19 protein-coding genes, 1 pseudogene and 1 other annotated feature (1 of these 21 cut by a window edge) are annotated in these 18,738 nt (G+C 34.6%); of the genes and pseudogenes, 16 read left to right on the forward strand and 4 right to left on the reverse strand.

The genetic code is table 11. The features are described 5' to 3' along the window. Positions 1–34: 34 nt before the first annotated feature. From ABC382_RS22910 to yajC, 6 genes are all read left to right on the forward strand, one after another. Complete coding sequence (locus tag ABC382_RS22910; protein WP_274797357.1) at positions 35–868, forward strand: aminoglycoside phosphotransferase family protein; 834 nt, start codon at positions 35–37, stop codon at positions 866–868. 112 nt (positions 869–980) lie between these two features. Beyond that, a complete protein-coding gene (gene ruvA, locus ABC382_RS22915; RefSeq protein ID WP_274793926.1) occupies positions 981–1,601 on the forward strand; it encodes a Holliday junction branch migration protein RuvA in 621 nt (206 codons plus the stop codon). An 18-nt stretch (positions 1,602–1,619) separates the two neighbouring features. Next, on the forward strand, positions 1,620–2,624 hold the full coding sequence (ruvB, locus tag ABC382_RS22920) for a Holliday junction branch migration DNA helicase RuvB (protein ID WP_274793925.1): 1,005 nt from the start codon (positions 1,620–1,622) through the stop codon (positions 2,622–2,624). Between the two features lie 18 nt (positions 2,625–2,642). Further along, positions 2,643–3,683 carry a tRNA preQ1(34) S-adenosylmethionine ribosyltransferase-isomerase QueA gene (gene queA, locus ABC382_RS22925; RefSeq protein ID WP_274793924.1) on the forward strand — a complete coding sequence of 347 codons (1,041 nt, stop codon included), beginning with the start codon at positions 2,643–2,645 and terminating at the stop codon, positions 3,681–3,683. A gap of 57 nt (positions 3,684–3,740) precedes the next feature. Continuing rightward, positions 3,741–4,886 (forward strand): tRNA guanosine(34) transglycosylase Tgt, encoded by a 1,146-nt coding sequence (tgt, locus tag ABC382_RS22930; RefSeq protein ID WP_274793922.1) that lies wholly within the window; start codon positions 3,741–3,743, stop codon positions 4,884–4,886. A 212-nt stretch (positions 4,887–5,098) separates the two neighbouring features. Continuing rightward, positions 5,099–5,365 (forward strand): preprotein translocase subunit YajC, encoded by a 267-nt coding sequence (yajC, locus tag ABC382_RS22935; protein ID WP_274793921.1) that lies wholly within the window; start codon positions 5,099–5,101, stop codon positions 5,363–5,365. A 113-nt stretch (positions 5,366–5,478) separates the two neighbouring features. Here yajC and ABC382_RS22940 read toward each other — a convergent pair whose 3' ends face one another. Then, entirely contained in the window at positions 5,479–5,601 is a 123-nt protein-coding gene (locus ABC382_RS22940; protein ID WP_412927263.1) for a hypothetical protein, read from the reverse strand. A gap of 9 nt (positions 5,602–5,610) precedes the next feature. Further along, a pseudogene (locus ABC382_RS22945) lies at positions 5,611–6,309 on the reverse strand (polysaccharide deacetylase family protein); the annotation flags it as partial. 156 nt (positions 6,310–6,465) lie between these two features. Between ABC382_RS22945 and ABC382_RS22950 the strand changes: the two are divergent. Next, complete coding sequence (locus ABC382_RS22950) at positions 6,466–7,101, forward strand: DUF421 domain-containing protein (protein ID WP_312506758.1); 636 nt, start codon at positions 6,466–6,468, stop codon at positions 7,099–7,101. Here ABC382_RS22950 and ABC382_RS22955 read toward each other — a convergent pair. Beyond that, positions 7,098–8,615, reverse strand: a complete 1,518-nt coding sequence (locus ABC382_RS22955) for a putative polysaccharide biosynthesis protein (RefSeq protein WP_274793918.1) — start codon at positions 8,613–8,615, stop codon at positions 7,098–7,100. The two genes, ABC382_RS22950 and ABC382_RS22955, sit on opposite strands and share 4 nt — an antisense overlap. 93 nt (positions 8,616–8,708) lie before the next feature. On the opposite strand from ABC382_RS22955, the gene ABC382_RS22960 reads away from it, so the two are divergent. The 9 genes from ABC382_RS22960 (at position 8,709) to ABC382_RS23000 (ending at position 16,478) form a co-directional block, all read left to right on the forward strand. Further along, positions 8,709–9,017 (forward strand): post-transcriptional regulator, encoded by a 309-nt coding sequence (locus tag ABC382_RS22960; RefSeq protein ID WP_274793917.1) that lies wholly within the window; start codon positions 8,709–8,711, stop codon positions 9,015–9,017. Between the two features lie 343 nt (positions 9,018–9,360). Next, the gene (secDF, locus tag ABC382_RS22965) at positions 9,361–11,628 is read left to right on the forward strand and encodes a protein translocase subunit SecDF (RefSeq protein WP_322611638.1); all 2,268 of its coding nucleotides are present in this window, start codon (positions 9,361–9,363) and stop codon (positions 11,626–11,628) included. Between the two features lie 472 nt (positions 11,629–12,100). After that, positions 12,101–12,298 carry a hypothetical protein gene (locus ABC382_RS22970; RefSeq protein ID WP_322611637.1) on the forward strand — a complete coding sequence of 66 codons (198 nt, stop codon included), beginning with the start codon at positions 12,101–12,103 and terminating at the stop codon, positions 12,296–12,298. A 106-nt stretch (positions 12,299–12,404) separates the two neighbouring features. Continuing rightward, positions 12,405–12,872, forward strand: coding sequence for a hypothetical protein (locus ABC382_RS22975; protein ID WP_322611636.1), 468 nt, complete (start codon positions 12,405–12,407; stop codon positions 12,870–12,872). Between the two features lie 17 nt (positions 12,873–12,889). Further along, entirely contained in the window at positions 12,890–13,312 is a 423-nt protein-coding gene (locus tag ABC382_RS22980; protein ID WP_322611635.1) for a TlpA family protein disulfide reductase, read from the forward strand. A gap of 42 nt (positions 13,313–13,354) precedes the next feature. Continuing rightward, complete coding sequence (locus ABC382_RS22985) at positions 13,355–13,726, forward strand: hypothetical protein (protein WP_322611634.1); 372 nt, start codon at positions 13,355–13,357, stop codon at positions 13,724–13,726. Between the two features lie 31 nt (positions 13,727–13,757). Next, positions 13,758–14,255, forward strand: coding sequence for a MauE/DoxX family redox-associated membrane protein (locus ABC382_RS22990; protein WP_409264029.1), 498 nt, complete (start codon positions 13,758–13,760; stop codon positions 14,253–14,255). Positions 14,256–14,278: 23 nt separating this feature from the next. Next, positions 14,279–14,704 (forward strand): hypothetical protein, encoded by a 426-nt coding sequence (locus tag ABC382_RS22995; RefSeq protein WP_322611632.1) that lies wholly within the window; start codon positions 14,279–14,281, stop codon positions 14,702–14,704. After that, on the forward strand, positions 14,694–16,478 hold the full coding sequence (locus tag ABC382_RS23000; protein WP_322611631.1) for an ABC transporter ATP-binding protein: 1,785 nt from the start codon (positions 14,694–14,696) through the stop codon (positions 16,476–16,478). The genes ABC382_RS22995 and ABC382_RS23000 overlap by 11 nt, the downstream gene beginning before the upstream one ends. Positions 16,479–16,603: 125 nt before the next feature. Here ABC382_RS23000 and ABC382_RS23005 read toward each other — a convergent pair whose 3' ends face one another. Further along, positions 16,604–18,292, reverse strand: coding sequence for a methyl-accepting chemotaxis protein (locus ABC382_RS23005; RefSeq protein WP_322611630.1), 1,689 nt, complete (start codon positions 18,290–18,292; stop codon positions 16,604–16,606). Between the two features lie 321 nt (positions 18,293–18,613). Further along, positions 18,614–18,738 (forward strand) — a binding site (T-box leader); it runs 109 nt beyond the window's last position.

Genomic DNA, 18,738 nt, shown 5'->3' on the forward strand with positions numbered 1-18,738 from the left:
AAAAGCGTATATAGTAGAAGAGGTAAAGCCAAATATTTGGAAATATAAGTATCAATCGAATAATTATTTTGTTAAACGAGCAAAGCAAGTGGAAATTGCGGAGAAGGTGAGAGCTATTCATCGCCAGTTAGGAAGATTGGAGCCTTCTCTCATTTTACCAATAGTCCAAAGCGATGATGAGCAATTAATTGTGCAAGTTTGGCAAGAGGGAAGTCATGGCGCTAACTTTGCACATAAAAAGGATCGTAAGGAATCTCTTAAATTATTAATTGCTTTACATGATACACATAAAAAAATTGCTTGGCAGCGAGTGCCAGGCTTGCATACCTACTCACAACTTTTAAAGTGGCAAATGCGTCATATGCGTTTTAAAAGTAGAAGAAATGAGTTTCGAGCATTTCTAACAAAAGAAGAAATAGATCAAATTTTGCACTACAGCGATAAATCGCTACAATTGATTGCACTAGAGGATGTACCAGAAAAAGACATCACACTCTTACATGGGGATGTTGTCCATCATAATTTTTTATGGTGCTCTGATGGACAATTGCGTTTAATTGATTTTGATTTAGCACATCTTGGAGAAGCGGATGATGAATATATTTTATGGTTGCATCGGGTATTACCAGCTGTCGATTATGACCTTGCAAAGGTTTTTGCTGAATTACCGGAGCTGAAGCGATTGGATAAAAGAAAGCTCCATCGTTTGAAATATCCGAATGAATTATTACGTGAATGGCTTTTTGCAGTGGATTTACCATTAGAGCAACAGCTAGTATTTTTAGATTATTTAGTGCCATTTACAAAACGAGCCCTCACCTATTGGCCAAAACTGTGGTACGATATTGATAGATTTGTCAAGAAATGACCGTCATTTGGCGGTCATTTTTGTCTGAGAGCAACGCTTTTCATACTACTTTTTGTCGAGCATTCGTTCGCTATATGCTATAATCGAAGACGATGATTGTGAGGGATTATGGATGTATGATTATTTAAAAGGACAAATTACTCGTATTACACCAGAATATATTGTACTTGAACAACAGGGTATTGGCTGGCAACTTAATACCCCTAACCCGTTTGCGTTTCGAGCATCTGCTCTTGAACAACAGATATACGTTCATTTGCATGTTCGAGAAGATGCACAGGTTTTATATGGTTTCCCTAATCTAGATCAACGAGAACTGTTTAGAAAGCTAATTTTAGTATCTGGTATAGGACCAAAGGGGGCTCTAGCTATTCTAGCTACAGGCAACCCGCAACAGGTTATTAGTGCGATTGAACGGGAAGACGAGGCGTTTTTAGTAAAGTTCCCTGGAGTAGGGAAGAAAACAGCTCGTCAAATGATACTAGATTTAAAAGGTAAGCTAGGCTCTCTATTAGATACAATAGAGTTACCTAGTACAGAAGATGAGCTACCGTTATTTGGTGTCAATCCTTATAAACATGAACTAGAAGAAGCCATACTTGCCTTAATGGCACTTGGTTATTCTGAAAAGGAGCTCGAAAAAATTCGACCACAGCTTGAGGATAATGACAAGCTTGAGACGACAGATGCCTTTATGAAACAAGCACTGCAACTACTGTTAAAATTAAAATAAGAAAAGGAGGGAAGGTACATGTCTGAACGTATGATGGCAAGTGAGGCAGGAAGCTATGATGAGCAATTTGAATTATCTTTACGCCCACAAAGACTAGCACAGTATATTGGGCAGCATAAAGTAAAGGAAAATTTACAAATATTCATTGAAGCAGCAAAGCTTCGCCAAGAAAGTTTAGATCATGTGCTGTTATATGGGCCTCCAGGACTCGGGAAAACGACATTAGCTGCTGTTATCGCGAATGAGATGAATGTCAATGTCCGTATGACAAGTGGACCAGCGATTGAGCGTCCAGGAGATTTAGCAGCTATTTTAAGTTCACTAGAGCCTGGGGACGTTTTATTTATTGATGAAATTCATCGACTCCCCCGTGCCATTGAAGAAGTGTTATATCCAGCAATGGAGGACTTCTGTTTAGATATTGTGGTTGGGAAAGGTCCAGAAGCACGTTCAGTTCGACTTGATTTACCTCCCTTTACCCTTGTAGGTGCTACAACAAGAGCTGGCGCCTTATCTGCCCCTCTAAGAGACCGTTTTGGAGTTTTACTACGATTAGAATATTACGATGATCGTTCTCTTGCAGAAATTGTGGTGCGCAGTGCTCATTTATTTGAAGTGGAAATTGAGCAAGTAGCGGCAATGGAAATGGCGAGGCGTTCACGTGGAACCCCCCGAATAGCCAATCGTCTATTGAAACGAGTGCGAGATTATGCACAAGTGCTTGGAGATGGTATGATAACGGAGGGACTTGCACAGCAAGCGCTAGAACTGTTACAAGTCGATCCTAGGGGTCTTGATCATATTGATCATAAACTTGTCACGAACATGATTGAGCGCTTCCGAGGAGGTCCAGTGGGCTTAGATACACTTGCTGCATCAATTGGTGAGGAAAGGGTTACGATAGAGGATGTATATGAGCCCTATTTGATGCAAATTGGCCTAATTCAGCGTACACCACGTGGAAGAGTAGCCACACATTTAGCTTACGAACATTTTGGATATGAATATCCCCAACAAACATAATAGAAGGAAGTTTTTTTCATGCGTGTAGAAGATTTTGATTTTGAATTACCAGAGGAGCTCATTGCCCAAACACCATTAGCCGATCGTACAGCAAGTCGATTAATGGTCGTAACACCTGGTTCCAATAAAGTAGAGCACCACCATTTTGCTCATATTTTAGATGAGCTACATGCAGGAGACTGTCTTGTATTAAATGATACAAGAGTCTTACCTGCTCGCTTAATGGGCGTCAAAGAAGAAACAGGTGCACATATAGAAGTATTGCTATTGAAACAATTAGCTGGTACAGATGAGTGGGAAACACTTGTAAAACCAGCGAAGCGTGTAAAGGTAGGGACAACTATCACATTTGGAGATGGTTTATTGTCAGCGACTTGTACGGGTGAGCTTGAACATGGCGGACGTACATTTGAATTTCATTACGATGGAATCTTTTATGAAATATTAGAACAGCTTGGTGAGATGCCGTTGCCTCCATATATTCGTGAAAAACTAGGGGACAAGGATCGTTACCAAACAGTTTATGCCAAAGAACGTGGCTCAGCTGCAGCGCCTACAGCAGGACTGCATTGGACAGAGCAATTATTAGAGCAAGTGAAAGCTAAAGGTGTAGAAGTAGTCTTTATCACATTACATGTAGGACTTGGTACTTTCCGTCCAGTGAGTGTAGATTCAATTGAAAACCATGAAATGCATGCTGAATTTTATAGTGTTACCGAACAAGCAGCAGACACAATTAATCGTGTAAAGCGTAACGGTGGTAAGGTAATAGCTGTTGGGACAACCTCTACACGAACATTAGAAACGATTGGCTCTAAATACGATGGCGAAGTGCGGGCTGAACAGGGTTGGACATCAATTTTCATTTATCCGGGCTACAACTTCACGGTGGTAGATGGGTTAATTACCAATTTCCATTTACCAAAATCAACGCTTGTCATGCTTGTTAGTACACTAGCCACACGCGAAACCATTTTAAGCGCCTATCAACAAGCTGTAGAGGAAAAATATCGCTTCTTCAGTTTTGGGGATGCGATGTTTATACGTCCGAAAAAATAATCGGGGATTAAATCGAAGTACTGTTTTTACTTCAGATAAGAGAGGATTTTTTATTTTATGACACAACCAGCAATTCGATATGAATTACTTCATACTTGTAAACAAACAGGAGCTCGTCTTGGTATCGTGCATACACCACATGGCTCCTTTGAAACACCAGCATTTATGCCTGTAGGGACACAAGCAACAGTTAAAACAATGTCCCCAGAAGAATTAAAAGAAATGAATGCAGGGATCATTTTGTCCAATACGTACCATTTATGGCTACGACCAGGTAATGATATTGTCAAGGAAGCAGGGGGACTTCATAAATTTATGAACTGGGATCGTCCAATTCTAACGGATTCAGGTGGTTTCCAAGTGTTCTCACTAAGCCAATTCCGTAAAATTGAAGAGGAAGGCGTTCATTTCCGTAACCATCTAAATGGAGATAAATTATTTTTAAGTCCAGAAAAAGCAATGGAAATTCAAAATGATTTAGGCTCTGACATTATGATGGCTTTCGATGAATGTCCACCATATCCTGCAACACATGAATACATGTTGCAATCAGTCGATCGTACAACTCGTTGGGCAAAACGCTGTAAAGAAGCACATAAGCGTCCAGAAGACCAAGGTTTATTTGGTATCATTCAAGGCGGGGAGTACGAGGATTTACGCCGCCGTTCGGCAGAAGCCTTAGTAGAATTAGACTTCCCAGGTTACGCAATTGGTGGTTTATCTGTTGGTGAGCCGAAAGATGTGATGAACAGAGTTTTAGAATTCACAACACCAATGATGCCTGAAAATAAACCACGTTATTTAATGGGGGTTGGCTCACCAGACTCTTTAATTGATGGAGCTATTCGTGGAATTGATATGTTTGACTGTGTACTGCCAACACGTATTGCACGTAATGGTACACTAATGACCTCTGAGGGACGTCTAGTAGTGAAAAATGCCAAATATGCACGTGACTTTGGCCCAATAGATCCAAACTGTGATTGCTATACATGTAAAAATTATTCTCGTGCCTACATTCGCCACCTTATTCGCACAGAAGAAACGTTTGGAATTCGTTTAACAACTTATCATAATTTACATTTCCTATTAAAATTGATGGAACAAGTACGTGAGGCAATTCGTCAAGACCGTCTTGGTGATTTCCGTGAGGAATTCTTTGAAAAATATGGCTTTAATGGCCCAAATGCGAAAAACTTTTAAGTAATTCGCTTTGGCGTAATAACGTCAACTAAGAGCTATAGTTAGGAAAAGTTATTCAAAACTTTGTAAAAAGTGAATATTTCTAGCAAAATATTGTCAATCATAGAAAAAATATTAGTAATTGAGAAAATTTTTGGGCATGTCCATCGCTTTTTGCAGGTGGAATAGTCTATACTAAAAAAGTGAGATTTAGAAAGGGGGCAAGATGTAGTATGGATCAATTAATAGGATTAGCACCAATATTATTAATGTTCGTTGCAATGTGGTTTATCTTAATCCGTCCAGCTAAAAAAAGACAGCAGCAAACTCAAAATATGCAAAATAGTTTGCAACGTGGAGATAAAGTCATTACAATTGGTGGTCTACATGGTGTCATCGATGCAATTGAGGACACTGCAGTGACATTAAAAATTGCTGACAATGTACGTGTGAAATTTGACCGTCAGGCAATTGGACGAGTTGTCAATGAAAATCAATGACAATAAGTAATTAAAGAAAAAGGCTTACAATAGGCAATAGCTATGTTGTAAGCCTTTTCTTATAATTGGAAAGCAGAAGGGACGCCGAACCTTCCTGCTTTCTTCGTATTATTTTATTGCATAGTTAATTTATGAATTAACTCAGGACCTGTATCATGTCCATTTACAGTTATTCTACTTAGCGTAAATAAATCATCTCCCATTCTGACACTTTTATTTTGAATCACAAAGCCCATTTTAAAACCAGCCTCCTTTACTATTTGAATGGTAGCTGGAGATTGATTACCGTACGGATAGCTAATAGCGATAGGCTCATAGCCTAATTTTTCTTTAATTATTTGTCTTGAGTAAAGTAAATCATGACGAACTCTTTCTTCGAATTATTGCTGACTTTCTAGTTGTCCATTTATATAGCTTGGACCGTAAATTGCCCCATATACTCTTCCATTTTTTGAAGTTAATTTATAATGAGAGTCCCATGTATGGCTTTGAATGGTTATATAATCTTGCATTTCATTTAATTGATCCCAATTCATCTTGGCAATTTCCTTTGGGTAGTCATTCTTTGTATGAACAATCTGGCTTGCAATCACAAAGATTTCTGCATGCATGTCATACTTTTTCAAAATAGGATAGGCTTTTTCGTAATTGCTGAGATAGCCATCATCGAATGTAATCAATATAGGCTTTTCAGGTAGTTTTATGTGATTATTGAAGTAATCGTACAATTCTTGCACTGAAATAGCATGATAACCCTCTGCTTTAAGTGCTTTTATTTGATTTTCAAAATTATTGGGTGAAATAACTGTATTGTTGTTTATATTCTCCGCTAAATGGTGGTACATAAGAACGGGTATTTTCTGTTCTTGGTATCCATGGATGGGAAAAGGATAAGTGAACAGAACTATATAAACAAAAACGACAACAATTATTTTCCTTGTCATGTTCTCACCTTGTTTGTTTTAAGTATTTGGCTCTTTATATTGTTTACCTTCTTTTAAGGACTATTCGTTGCAAATCACTTTTTTCAGTGACATCGGACTATAAACCTGTATAAAAAACAATGAGTAAGGTCACCTTGATAGTATGGGGGTGTTTCTATGGAAGAGTATTTCCATATTATTTTTAGAACTTGTTTTTTATATGTGTTTATCATCATTGTTTTTCGATTGATGGGCAAACGAGAAGTAGGAGAATTATCAGTCATTGATTTGGTTGTCTTTGTTTTAATTGCAGAGGTGGCTGCTTTTGCGCTAGATGATTATAAAAATCCTCTTTTTAATGCCATTCTACCTATTATCATCTTGCTTTTTATTCAAATATTAAGTGCCTTTTTATCGTTAAAGTTCAAGAGAATTCGTGACTTAGTCGATGGTGATCCAGCTTTATTAATAAAGGACGGTGTTATTTTAGAGAGTGAAATGCGAAAACACCGCTATAATTTAGATGATTTATGTCAGCAATTACGAGAAAATGGAATTGCCTCTGTGACAGATGTTGCATTTGCGTATTTAGAGCCTTCAGGCAATCTTTCCGTCTACAAAAAAGATGAAAAATCATTCGTGTATCCACTGATAATTGACGGTGATATTCAGGAAAGACATTTATTCACTATGCACAAAGATGTGGAATGGTTAATGGGTGAGCTAGCAAAAAATAATATTACAGATAGTGAAACTGTATTTTTTTGTATTTGGGAAGACAATAAGTTGCACATCCAATTAAAAGAAACTTAAACTTTTTTTGCTAATTTTCGGATGTAGCGGAAATCTGTTATCCGTAGCTGGTTGCTCACTAATAAAAAAGTAAAAAGTAAAAATAATGTAACACAGCTACTCAAAATAAATGGTAAGGACAATATTGGGATAAGGAAATACTGTGCTACGCATACGGCAATAAAGCAACTATATGGTACGATGAACATCCTAAAGCCAGCACGTAAATTTTTTCTTTGTCTAACAGTTGCGATGTGCAAGAAGGATGTTAATAAAACACCAAAGCCAATTGCTACAACGGCGCCTTTTTCCTGTATACCAGGTTGTGAGGCAAGTACAAACATTACAAATAGTTTACCCAGTCCACCATAGATGGAGTTCATCATAGCCGCTCGAGCTTCTCCAATCGCCTGCAAAATGGAATGCAGTGGGCTTTGAATATAATAAAAATAAAAAATAGGTGCTAAAATTTTTACGTACCCACGATTTTCTTCTAAATGGAAGAGCTTCATAGCCAATTCATCACCATGGACAAAGAAATACGTAGCTGCAAAGCAGCCTACTAAGGAAGATAATCTTAGTGAGACCGAAATTCGTTCCTGTAGTAGTGGTATATGTTGACGAGCAACAGCATCACTAACAGCAGGAATGAGGACAATCGATAATGCTGTTGACACAAACGCAGGGAATAGCAGTAATGGCACCAAAACACCTGAGATGACACCGTAAAGAATTGTGGCTGCCGATGCTGTTAGGCCGGCCACAGTTAAAGCTTTTAAAAAGATAATCGGTTCCAAAAACCAAGTGAACGATCCAAACAGCTTACTGCCTGCGGAGGGTAGCGCTATCCGAAGCATTGGAGACGCAGGATACCCTTCGATTTTAGTTTTACGTGTTAATAATCTCTTTTTGGAGACGATATAATGCAGCCATAAATAAAGGAAGGCTACAACTTCCGCAAGAAGAGTAATCCCCATTGCTGCCGCAGCTGTCACAGCAGCATTATTAAAGTTGGCCACATAAGGAAGCATTAGTGTAATAAAGCTAATACGAACAACTTGCTCAATCATTTGTGCCCAAGCTGTTGGGGTAATTTTAGCTACACCTTGTAAATAAGCACGTAATAAACCAGATCCAACTGATACAGGTACTGCAAAGAGAGCAATCCATAGCGTAAATGTTGTCTGTTCATTATGTAATAGCGTCGTCGAAATATATGGTATTGTGAGTGCAACGAGTGGCATAAATACAATCATGCCAATAAATGACCAAAGAATGGCAGTACGCATGACACCAAATATGCTTTCACGTTTATTTTTTGCTAGTAATTCTGCTACGATTTTAGCAACTGCAATAGGTAGTCCAAGTTGAATGAGTGAGATGAAGAAAATAAATGCAGGATAGACGGTCATATAAATGCCGACTGCCTCTTCACCAGCAATACGCATAAATTGCATTCTATAAAAGAAGCCAAAAAGTTTAGATAAAAAAATGACAAACATTAAAAATAATGTACCCCGTACAAAAGAACTCATGCCATCCGTCCCTTCTCAAGCCGCAAAAATTCATTTACACTATTTGTATGCAAGCATGTCTTACGTTACGACTTTGATTGGAGATGATTCAAAATGAGTATGCAGTATGAGCAGCTATTTGAAAAAATTCGTCCGGCAATTGATAGTAAGATAGCAGAGTTTAAGTATTATCAATATGATGCCATTACAGCGGAAGAACTTTGGCGTTACTGTGTTGAAAAAAAATGGCGTAAAAAGAAGGTTGAACAGCTACGGTTACATGAAGTTATTTCTACTATTTTTGCGGTATCACCATCTGATATCGTCTCATTTAATCAAGTAGAGTTTTTACAAAGTAATAATTGGTTTGAAGAAGTCAATAATGAAGAATTGCAATTACTGCTTGGTCCAGTCAAAACGTAATCAATGATGTGTCAAATTTTACAATAATTCATAGAATCCTTAATGTGTTGAATTGACACCAAGCGCAACCTGTTTCATAATAAGTGTGTTGCGCTTTTTTTATTTTGAATAAGTTCTTACTTACATAAGTCTTTTTTAGCTTTACTTAAGCTTGGAGGCTAGTACCTAATAATACAAAGAAAAACTTGCGCGTTATGAACGATTGAAATAAGTATGCAACCTTTTTGAAGCACAGGTAACACAATTCTAGATGAAAAGGAGGATTAAACGTTTCAAAAGGTTTGCAAGTTACTTGTTTGGCGTGTAAGGACAGACCTTACACCAATTCGAGGAGGATTTATTGATGAAACTAAAAAGTCGTATAGTTGCATTCCTACTGATTATCGTGCTATTGGCAGCAGGTATTAGTACGACTGTAAACGGCGTCTTAAAGGACATTAAGCTTGGTCTTGATTTACAGGGCGGGTTTGAAGTGCTTTATGAGGTGAATGAATTAAAAGAAGGACAAAAAATTACACCGGAAATTGTTACAGCTACATCAACTGCACTTGGAGAACGTGTAAATACTATGGGGGTTAGTGAACCGAGCATTCAGGTTGAGGACAAAAACCGTATCCGGGTTCAATTAGCAGGTGTAGAGGATCAAGAATCTGCACGTAAGTTATTGTCTACGTCTGCGAATTTAACATTCCGTGATGTGGATGATAATTTATTATTAGATGGTGACGATTTAAAGGCAAACGGTGCTAAAGACTCCTTTGACCAACAAAATCGTCCAATTGTATCTTTAACTTTGAAAGATGCGAAAAAATTTGCTGATATCACAAGTAAAATTGCAGCGAAACCTGCAGGCCAAAACTTATTGGTTGTATGGTTAGACTTTGAAGAGGGTGTTGACTCCTATAAAGCCGAGTCACAAAAAGCGAAGCCTCGCTATGCATCGGCTGCAACAGTTAGTCAAACATTAAATACAACAGACGTTATGATTAGCGGTAACTTCTCTGTTGAAGAAACAAAAAATTTAGCGGATATTTTAAATGCAGGGGCATTACCTGTAAAGCTTGATGAAATTTACTCAACATCTGTAGGTGCACAATTCGGTGATGAAGCACTGAAAAGTACTATTTTTGCAGGCATTGTTGGCGTAGTAGTAATCTTCTTGTTCATGTTATTCTACTATCGTTTACCAGGTTTTATTTCCATCATCACTCTAGCTATTTTCACATTCCTAGTATTGGTAGTATTCGACTGGATTAATGCGGTATTAACACTGCCAGGTATTGCAGCCATTGTCCTTGGAATCGGGATGGCAGTAGACGCTAATATTTTAGCGGCAGAACGGATTCGGGAAGAACTACGTGTTGGTTATTCCGTAAAACAAGCCTTCCAGCTTGGTTCTAAACAATCTTTATCGGCCATTGTCGATGCGCAGTTGACAACTTTATTAGCTGCAGCAGTATTATTCCAATTTGGGACAAGCTCTGTAAAAGGCTTTGCGACAACATTAATCATTAGTATCTTGTTGAGCTTCTTAACAGCAGTATGGGGTTCACGTGTCCTTTTAGGTCTACTTGTTAACAGTGGCTATTTCAACAGTCCAGCATGGTTTGGTATTGCAAAGTCCAAACAGCATAGCCTGGATGAAAATATTGGTGCATTGGATTTATCAACGAAATTTGATCGTTTTGATTTTGTTCACAACCGTAAGAAATTTTATACTTTCTCATTAGCCATTCTAGTGGCAGGTCTAGTCGTTCTTGGTATTTTCCGTCTAAACCTAGGTATCGATTTCTCAAGTGGTACACGTGTTCAAATTGAATCTGACCAAACCTTAACAAAAGAAGAAGTATCCAAGTATCTAGATAGCATCAACTTCTCATCAGAAGATATCATACTTTCAGGTGAGAAAAGTAATATAGCAGTTATTCGCTATAAAGATGATCTATCACAAGCAGATATTATAAAGTTCAAAAAAGAAGCTGGCAAAAAATATGGTCATGAACCGGCTGTAAGTACCGTATCACCTACAGTTGGTAAGGAACTCGTTAAAAATGCCATTAAGGCATTATCACTCGCAGCACTAGGGATCATTATTTATGTGGCAATTCGCTTTGAATGGCGCATGGGTGTTGGCGCAATTGTGTCACTACTGCATGACGTATTCCTTATTGTAGCGGTATTTAGTTTCATGCGTTTAGAAGTGGATATAACGTTCATTGCGGCTGTGTTAACGATTGTTGGTTACTCCATTAATGATACGATCGTTACCTTTGACCGTATGCGTGAAAACTTAGATCAATATGACACAATTACTGACCGTGAAGTATTGGCGAATATTGTGAATAAATCGCTCCGTCAAACAATGGGACGTTCTGTTAATACTGTGTTAACAGTTATTATCGTCGTTGTGTCTCTATTAATTTTTGGCGCACCATCTATTCAAAACTTCTCTATCGCGTTATTAATCGGTTTAATTACAGGTATGTATTCATCAATCTGTATTGCAGCTCAAATTTGGTATTCATTAAAAATTCGTGAAATGAAAAAATCAGATGGACAGCTACACAAAAAAGAGAAAAAACAATGGGGTACAGACGAACCTACTGTATAATATTAGTATTAATGTGAGGCAGGGAAAGAAATATTTCTTTCCCTGTTTTTTTGTGCGCATGAATGAACAAACTTAGTGGTAAAGACCACAAGCTTGAGAATAGGAGTTATTTACGAGACTATGAATAACTTCTACTTTTTCGTTACATCCCGATTGTTTTTATTCATCTTAAGTTGCTGCTCTTTATTGTTTTTTCCAAATACTGTCCACTTAATTAGTAAATAATCAGTTGTAGTTCAATTTTATTCGCCTACGATTCTATTATTATGTAAACTAATTACTTTATGAAATTAATATTTAGTAAGGTAAAACTTTTACATAATTTACAAAAAAATGTCATTTAGGCATAAAAATTCTACTTTTTTACAATTAAATACTCAATTTATGTAAATCTATGTAAAAAGTTAAATAATATGTTAATATTAAATTGTATTTATTTGTAAATACAAGACATAAATAGGAGGTTTTTGTTATGGCATGTTCATGTCCTTTTTTAACTAGCTTTGAAAGTAACTCGAGACAGGTGGCCTGCACTACATTTGGATGTAATGGAGATTCTGGTCGCCAGAAAAAAGTAGAAAAAGATTACACTTGGTGTAAAGAATGGGGATGGAGTGATGTGAAGAAATTAGTAACCTGTAATGAAACTAAAATTGGTTGCTGTGGCTAATTAAAGAAAGTAAAGGTAAACTCTTTTGTTTACCTTTACTTTTTTAAAATTAAAGTGATGCATTATTAATGGAATAAGAAGATTTTCATTTTTAAGGAGCTAAAACATGAATGATCATAGAAAATTTTTAAAAACTTTTTCGACAAATAATATAGGTAATTTTTTTCCAAATGAATTAATACTTGATATAGAAGGGAATACGATTGATACTTCTGAAATTTCATATAGTCCATGTGGTCATTTTGTATTTTTGGCAGGGACTAATTGTGATGCTTGTAATTTTTCTGTAATAGAAGAATTTATTAATAAATATAAAAAGTTTAATTATCTTATGTTATTACAGGGATCAATAGAAAGCATTCTTGAACAGGGAGTAAAAATAAATATAGATATTTATTCTTGTTCAATGAAATTAATTAGTAATCAATTAAACAGTAATGGTTTAATCCCATCAGTTCTAGTAATTAATCCTAAAGGGCAAATTATTGCAAGTGGTATTTTTAATAGTCTCGATATTCTTGAGGCAATAGCTTGGCCTTTATTATATGTACACAATGCTGAAAAAAAAGATTAGAAAGAGAGTTAAAAACTATGAAGAGTATACCTTCTCATAAAACTGGTCTAAATATAGGTGATGAATTACCTGAATTATATTTTTTTCATTCGGATGGAAAGAAAGTGGATTTAATAAAAGATGAATGTTACATTCTTATTTTTGTCTCTAATTATTGTTTGTATTGTATTGATTTATTACCTGAGGTAGAAAAAATTAAGAATGTAAGTAAAAAGCATAAATTGATTTTATTTTCTACAGGAGATAATGAAGATAATATTGAAATGAAAAAATATTTTAATTGGAAATTCCCTATAGTTCATTTAACTGAAGATGAGATGGAGAAATATTTTAAAGTTGTAAAACAACCATTTTGTATAATAACAAATAAAAATGAAGTAAAGCAAAAAGGAGTAATTTATAATCAAAAGGATTTTATTGCTATGTTAAGCTTAACATAACTATTTATTTATAACTTAAATTAGAATAGGGAGATGTACATTTTGGAAGCACAATTAATCGTTTGTAATAAAGTGAATTTTGACAAAAGCCATAGTATAGATAAAGTGTTAAATTATGTAAATGTGGATGTTTTCCCCTCTGTTGTGAATGTTGAAGTGTTTATAAAATTAAGTGAAATTTCTTCAATCGAAACCACTGATTTGGCGTTATTAGTAAAAGATACTGAAAACAACATTCTTAATAATTCTCCAACTTTTGCTGTGAGAAATTATCGTGACAGCGATCAAATTCCAGGTGTAGATTTAGATATGAAAGTCCAATTAGTATTGTTAAAATCTGGTAATATAACATTCGAACTTTATCTTAACCAAGAAAAAGTAGCAAAATATCCTTTAACTGTAAGAATTGTATAATACATAAATAGAATTTAATCGGAGGAAACCAATGCACTTTTTTTTGATTATTCCATCTATTATCATATCCTTTGTTTTGTTTTCGTCGGCTTTTTCTAAATTTTTTTCATATAATGAATTTATCATTGCAATTAAAACATTATATTCACCTAAATATATATCAGTAAAATCAATTTCCATAGTGGTAATTAGCCTTGAATTAATATTAGCATTTTCAATATCACTTAATTTTTTTTCTGCTTCTGCTTTTATCATATCTTCTTTATTATTTCTTATATTTACATTATTATTTATTAAATCAATATTAAAAAAACAAGAAATTGCATGTAATTGTTTCGGTATTCAAAGGGGTTTAACAAATAGAAAAATGGCAATATTAAGAAATGTAATTTTAATTTGTATTAGTATTATTGGTTACTTTATTACAAGCTATGATAATTTTTCTTCTAGTTTAGTTGAAATCACATGTATCCTAATTACATCTGCCTTAGCTTTAATATCTTTAAAATATTTAATATATTTCAATTAAATTAAAGGAATAGGTGAAAAAAATTGCTTTTATATTGTATTTTATTTGTTTATATCTTTTTAATGATAATTTTAGTTTATATTACTATATTGAGTAAAAGGTTAAAGAATCTTAAAGATAGTTTTTATTTACAAAAACTAATTGAAGAAAAAAATCTAGTAAATAAACAAAAAATTTGTTTATTTATATCATTCAATAATAAAGATAATTTAAAAATTATTAATGACATAACTGGAATGTCTGAAAACTATGAAATTTTTTTGTTTTATAAAGGACCCGAATGGCAAAAAAATAGTATTTCTAAAAAAATTAATTCGAATATAAAAATAATATTAGATGAAAAAGGTTTTATAGGTAAATACTTTAATATTAATGAATATCCGAGTTGGGTCATAGTTGATGAAACACTATTAATAAAACAAAAAGGCAAATATTTATATGAAGAATGAGAATAATAATACTTTTAAAAATTTAATTGAAATAATTAAATTTATTTATAAAACAACTCCTGTTTTATTTGTAATTAATATTGTTTTTTATATTTTGTTAGCTTTTACTCCGCTTCTAAATTTAGCTATTATGAAAGAAGTAGTAAATTTAGTTGTCGATATTATTCAAAATAAAGGTTCGATAACAAAAGGTATTTTGTTGTTAATTATTCAGACTCTAATATCTATATTAACTTGGTCAGCTGAATCAGTTCACAAATTAATTGAAATTAAAATGAATCAAAAAATTGATTTTTCTCTTCAAAAAATAATAATTCAAAAAGCAAATAATTTGCCGCTTGTTTTTTTTGATGATCATGAATCTTATAATAAAGTTGAACGAGCATCAGCTGCGGGAGTGAGAGCTACAAGTATTCTAGCTGCTATTCTAGAAATATTAAAAAATTTAATCACTTTGACAGGGTATCTTGTTATGCTTTACAGTTTACATTGGATATTACCTGTAAGTATAACATTGCTAATATTCCTACCACTCTGGGTTAATATTAGAATTGGACAACAAAAATATAACCAGGCATATGAACAAACACCTACACAAAGAAGAATAAGTTATTTATATAATCTTCTCATTGGTAAACATGCTGCAAAAGAATTGAGATTATCGAAACATGATAATTATTTGAGTGCATTGTGGGAAAAACTTATATGGAAAAACAATACAGAACAATTTAATTTAGAAAAAAGAGCTGTTAAATCTAATTTAGGGGTATTTAGTGTAAAGGACATTTCTAATCTGATTTTTATAAGTAGTATATTATATATTTCTAGTAAAGGCCGATTAACTATGGGAGATTATTTTATATTTTCGCAAGGTATTACATTCTCATTATCAATGATTGGTGAAGTTGCTCAAGGAATTTCTAGTATTTTTGAAGGGGCTATTTATATTAATGATTATTATGATTTTATTAATCAAGAGGAAGAAAAATTAAATGCTTACTTAAATAATCCCCTAATTTTCAAGAAAGAAATAAAAGTGGAAAATTTATCATTCCAGTATCCACATAGTGATAGAAAAACTTTAGATAATATTTCATTTAAGATAAAATGTGGAGAAAAAATTGCAATTGTAGGTAAGAATGGAGCAGGAAAAAGTACTTTAATAAATTGTATAATAGGTCTTTATAAAACTACAGAAGGTAAAATACTTTATGATGGTGTACATATTAATCAGATTAACCCTTTGTATTTAAGGAAGAAAATAAGTGCTATTTTTCAAGATTTTGTCCGATACCAGTTATCTATTAGAAAAAATATTTGCATCAGTGATATTGAAAATATTGATAATGATGAGAAAATCAATAGAGTAGTTAAGGAAACGGATATTAATTCATTAATAGAAAAATTAATTCACGGTTATGAAACTGAACTTGGAACTGCCTTCTCAGGTGGCCAAGAGTTATCTGGAGGGCAATGGCAAAAGATTGGTTTAACAAGAGCATTGTTTAAAGAGTCTGAAATTATAATCTTAGATGAACCAACCGCTGCCTTAGATCCAATTGCAGAATCAGACATTTTAAGTAAATTTATTAAATCTACAAAAGATAAAACTTCTATATTCATTACACATAGATTAGGAATTTGTAAAGAGGTAGATCGAATAATAGTTTTAGATAATGGGAGACTTATAGAACAAGGTAATCATAATGAGTTAATGGCGCTAAAAGGGGAATATGCTAGTATGTTTAAATCACAGAGTGATTGGTATCACTAAATTAAAATTTTTAGAAAAATGTCCATGCAGATATATGTATTGATAATAATCTAGGTAAGTGGCATGAGTACTATATTTTAATGACTCATGCCTCCAAATTTTAAGAGTGTATAGTTAAATTGGGTTTATAATTTAAATTGTTGAAGTAATTCTTGGAGCTGTTGCGCATTTTGGCTTAATTCCTCCGCAACAGCATTTACTTGCTGCATTGTTGCAACCTGCTCGTCTACAGATTCTGCAATCAATTGTGAATTGCTTGCTGACAGATTCGAGACATTGGCTATTTCCGTGACAGACGCCGAGACCTGCTCGGCACTTGCTGAAATTTCTTCTGATGTAGCAGAAATTTCTTCAATTTGCTCGGTAAAGGCTGCAACGGCTGAAGTAATAGAGTAAAATGCATCTCCAGCCTCATGAATTTTAACTACGCCATCCTTTACAGATGCTAAGCCGTTATCAACCGCAGCTGCAACATTGCGTGTATCTGTCAGAATTTCTTTTGTAATAGCAACGATTTGATTGGCAGATTGATTCGATTCCTCAGCCAGTTTACGCACTTCATCAGCTACCACTGCAAACCCTTTACCATGCTCACCAGCTCTTGCAGCTTCAATAGCAGCATTGAGTGCTAGTAAATTGGTTTGTTCTGATATGGCTGTGATGACTGTTGTAATTTGACCGATTTCTTCAGATTGCTTACTTAATTTTTGAGTTAATTGAGCAATCTCTGTAGTAGCCTCTGAAATCCTATCCATTTGGTCTTTCGCTGTTGAAATAGTTGCTCCACCTGTATGGGCAAGTTTCGTCATACTTTCTGCATTTTGATGGAGGCTTTGCGTTGCTTCCGCAATGCGTTGGACACCAGCGGCCGTTTCATCCATAGCCACCGCACTTTCCTGTGAAGCACTAGCAGATGAATTAATATGTGTTGCGTTTTCTTGAATTCTTTGGGCAATATCATCCGATGTTGCCGTCACTTCCTCTGTACTAGCTGAAAGCTCTTCAGAGACAGCTGATAGATGGGATGCACTATCTTGAATGTTTGTCATCAATCCAGCGAGATTTTGTTTTAATGAATTGACTGCATTTGCTAGTGTGCCAATCTCATCCTTTGCTTGATGGTTAAGCTCAGCAATCGTTAAATCTCCTTGCGCTAATGTATCTGCTGCACCTATGACCTTCCGAAGTGGCATAACAATGCTATTTTTAATAAAGTACATAAAATATAAACCGATTACTACACTAGCAATGAGGAGGCTAATGGCAATAATTATTGCGCTAGAAACGGTTTGATTAACATCACGATCAACCTTTTGAAGCTGTTGATCATGATATTCTAATAAGTCTTTCGTTAGCTTAAAAATTTCCTTATTGTATTTTGTAACATCGACATTTATGTATGTAAGTGCCAAATTCGTTTTACCGTTATTAAACGCTTGCTGTGCTTTTGCTGAATTTGCTAATAATTCATTTTGCAATTCTGTGATTTGCTGCATAATGTTTTTCGTATAATCAGAGCGAACAATGGTAGATAGTTCTTTTACGGTTTCAGGTAATAGCTTTTCATAGCGCTCTAAGTTGGCTTTAGCAGTTTCATCCTTATTATTTAAAATATAAGACCGTAAAAACAATCCTTGAGATGCAAGTTCTTGCTGTATTTTCTCGGTTAATTGAATTTGAACAATACGATGATTCAAGACTTCCTCTAAATCATTTTGTGTTGTTTTAAATTGAAGAAATGATAGGATGCTTGAAATGAAAAGTAAACATGTTAAAGAAATAAAGCCTAGATTTAGTTTTTTGCGAACGGTCATATACGTTCCTACTTTCTTTAATTATATGGAAAAAATAATGTTCTGAAATTACTATAACTTGATATATTTACATGGTCAATACTAAGAAAATATTCAATAGTAGGAAATCAACTTCCCTATTAAAGGGTATTTAAAAGGAGAATATACCCACTATAAAGGTCTACTCAAAAAGCATGTATCACCACTTTTTCTTCAGAATTTATTGACAATTATATTGCTTTGGCATAGAATTAAGGCTAACTTTTTGTTCGGATCAGGTAGAAGGCTTCGGGAGCGAGGTCAGCCTAAGAACAGATGAGCTGAGTTTAGATGAGAATAGCTGAGAAATTGTTGAATAAGAGTAGTAACATAAGTCCTGTAATGTAGAGAGTCAGTGGTTGGTGTAAACTGATTTACAGCTTATGTGAATGGACTTATGAGAGTCGCTAATAAACAGCGAACGTGAT

This window comes from Lysinibacillus phoenicis (genome assembly GCF_047238325.1).
Lineage (GTDB): Bacteria > Bacillota > Bacilli > Bacillales_A > Planococcaceae > Lysinibacillus > Lysinibacillus irui.

Bases quoted from the DNA above. Each gene is read 5' to 3' on its own strand.
- ruvA (WP_274793926.1), top strand. From the start codon at position 981: ATGTATGATTATTTAAAAGGACAAATTACTCGTATTACACCAGAATAT.
- ruvB (WP_274793925.1), top strand. From the start codon at position 1,620: ATGTCTGAACGTATGATGGCAAGTGAGGCAGGAAGCTATGATGAGCAA.
- queA (WP_274793924.1), top strand. From the start codon at position 2,643: ATGCGTGTAGAAGATTTTGATTTTGAATTACCAGAGGAGCTCATTGCC.
- tgt (WP_274793922.1), top strand. From the start codon at position 3,741: ATGACACAACCAGCAATTCGATATGAATTACTTCATACTTGTAAACAA.
- yajC (WP_274793921.1), top strand. From the start codon at position 5,099: ATGGATCAATTAATAGGATTAGCACCAATATTATTAATGTTCGTTGCA.
- ABC382_RS22940 (WP_412927263.1), bottom strand. From the start codon at position 5,601: ATGGGCTTTGTGATTCAAAATAAAAGTGTCAGAATGGGAGATGATTTA.
- ABC382_RS22950 (WP_312506758.1), top strand. From the start codon at position 6,466: ATGGAAGAGTATTTCCATATTATTTTTAGAACTTGTTTTTTATATGTG.
- ABC382_RS22955 (WP_274793918.1), bottom strand. From the start codon at position 8,615: ATGAGTTCTTTTGTACGGGGTACATTATTTTTAATGTTTGTCATTTTT.
- ABC382_RS22960 (WP_274793917.1), top strand. From the start codon at position 8,709: ATGAGTATGCAGTATGAGCAGCTATTTGAAAAAATTCGTCCGGCAATT.
- secDF (WP_322611638.1), top strand. From the start codon at position 9,361: ATGAAACTAAAAAGTCGTATAGTTGCATTCCTACTGATTATCGTGCTA.
- ABC382_RS22970 (WP_322611637.1), top strand. From the start codon at position 12,101: ATGGCATGTTCATGTCCTTTTTTAACTAGCTTTGAAAGTAACTCGAGA.
- ABC382_RS22975 (WP_322611636.1), top strand. From the start codon at position 12,405: ATGAATGATCATAGAAAATTTTTAAAAACTTTTTCGACAAATAATATA.
- ABC382_RS22980 (WP_322611635.1), top strand. From the start codon at position 12,890: ATGAAGAGTATACCTTCTCATAAAACTGGTCTAAATATAGGTGATGAA.
- ABC382_RS22990 (WP_409264029.1), top strand. From the start codon at position 13,758: ATGCACTTTTTTTTGATTATTCCATCTATTATCATATCCTTTGTTTTG.
- ABC382_RS23000 (WP_322611631.1), top strand. From the start codon at position 14,694: ATGAAGAATGAGAATAATAATACTTTTAAAAATTTAATTGAAATAATT.
- ABC382_RS23005 (WP_322611630.1), bottom strand. From the start codon at position 18,292: ATGACCGTTCGCAAAAAACTAAATCTAGGCTTTATTTCTTTAACATGT.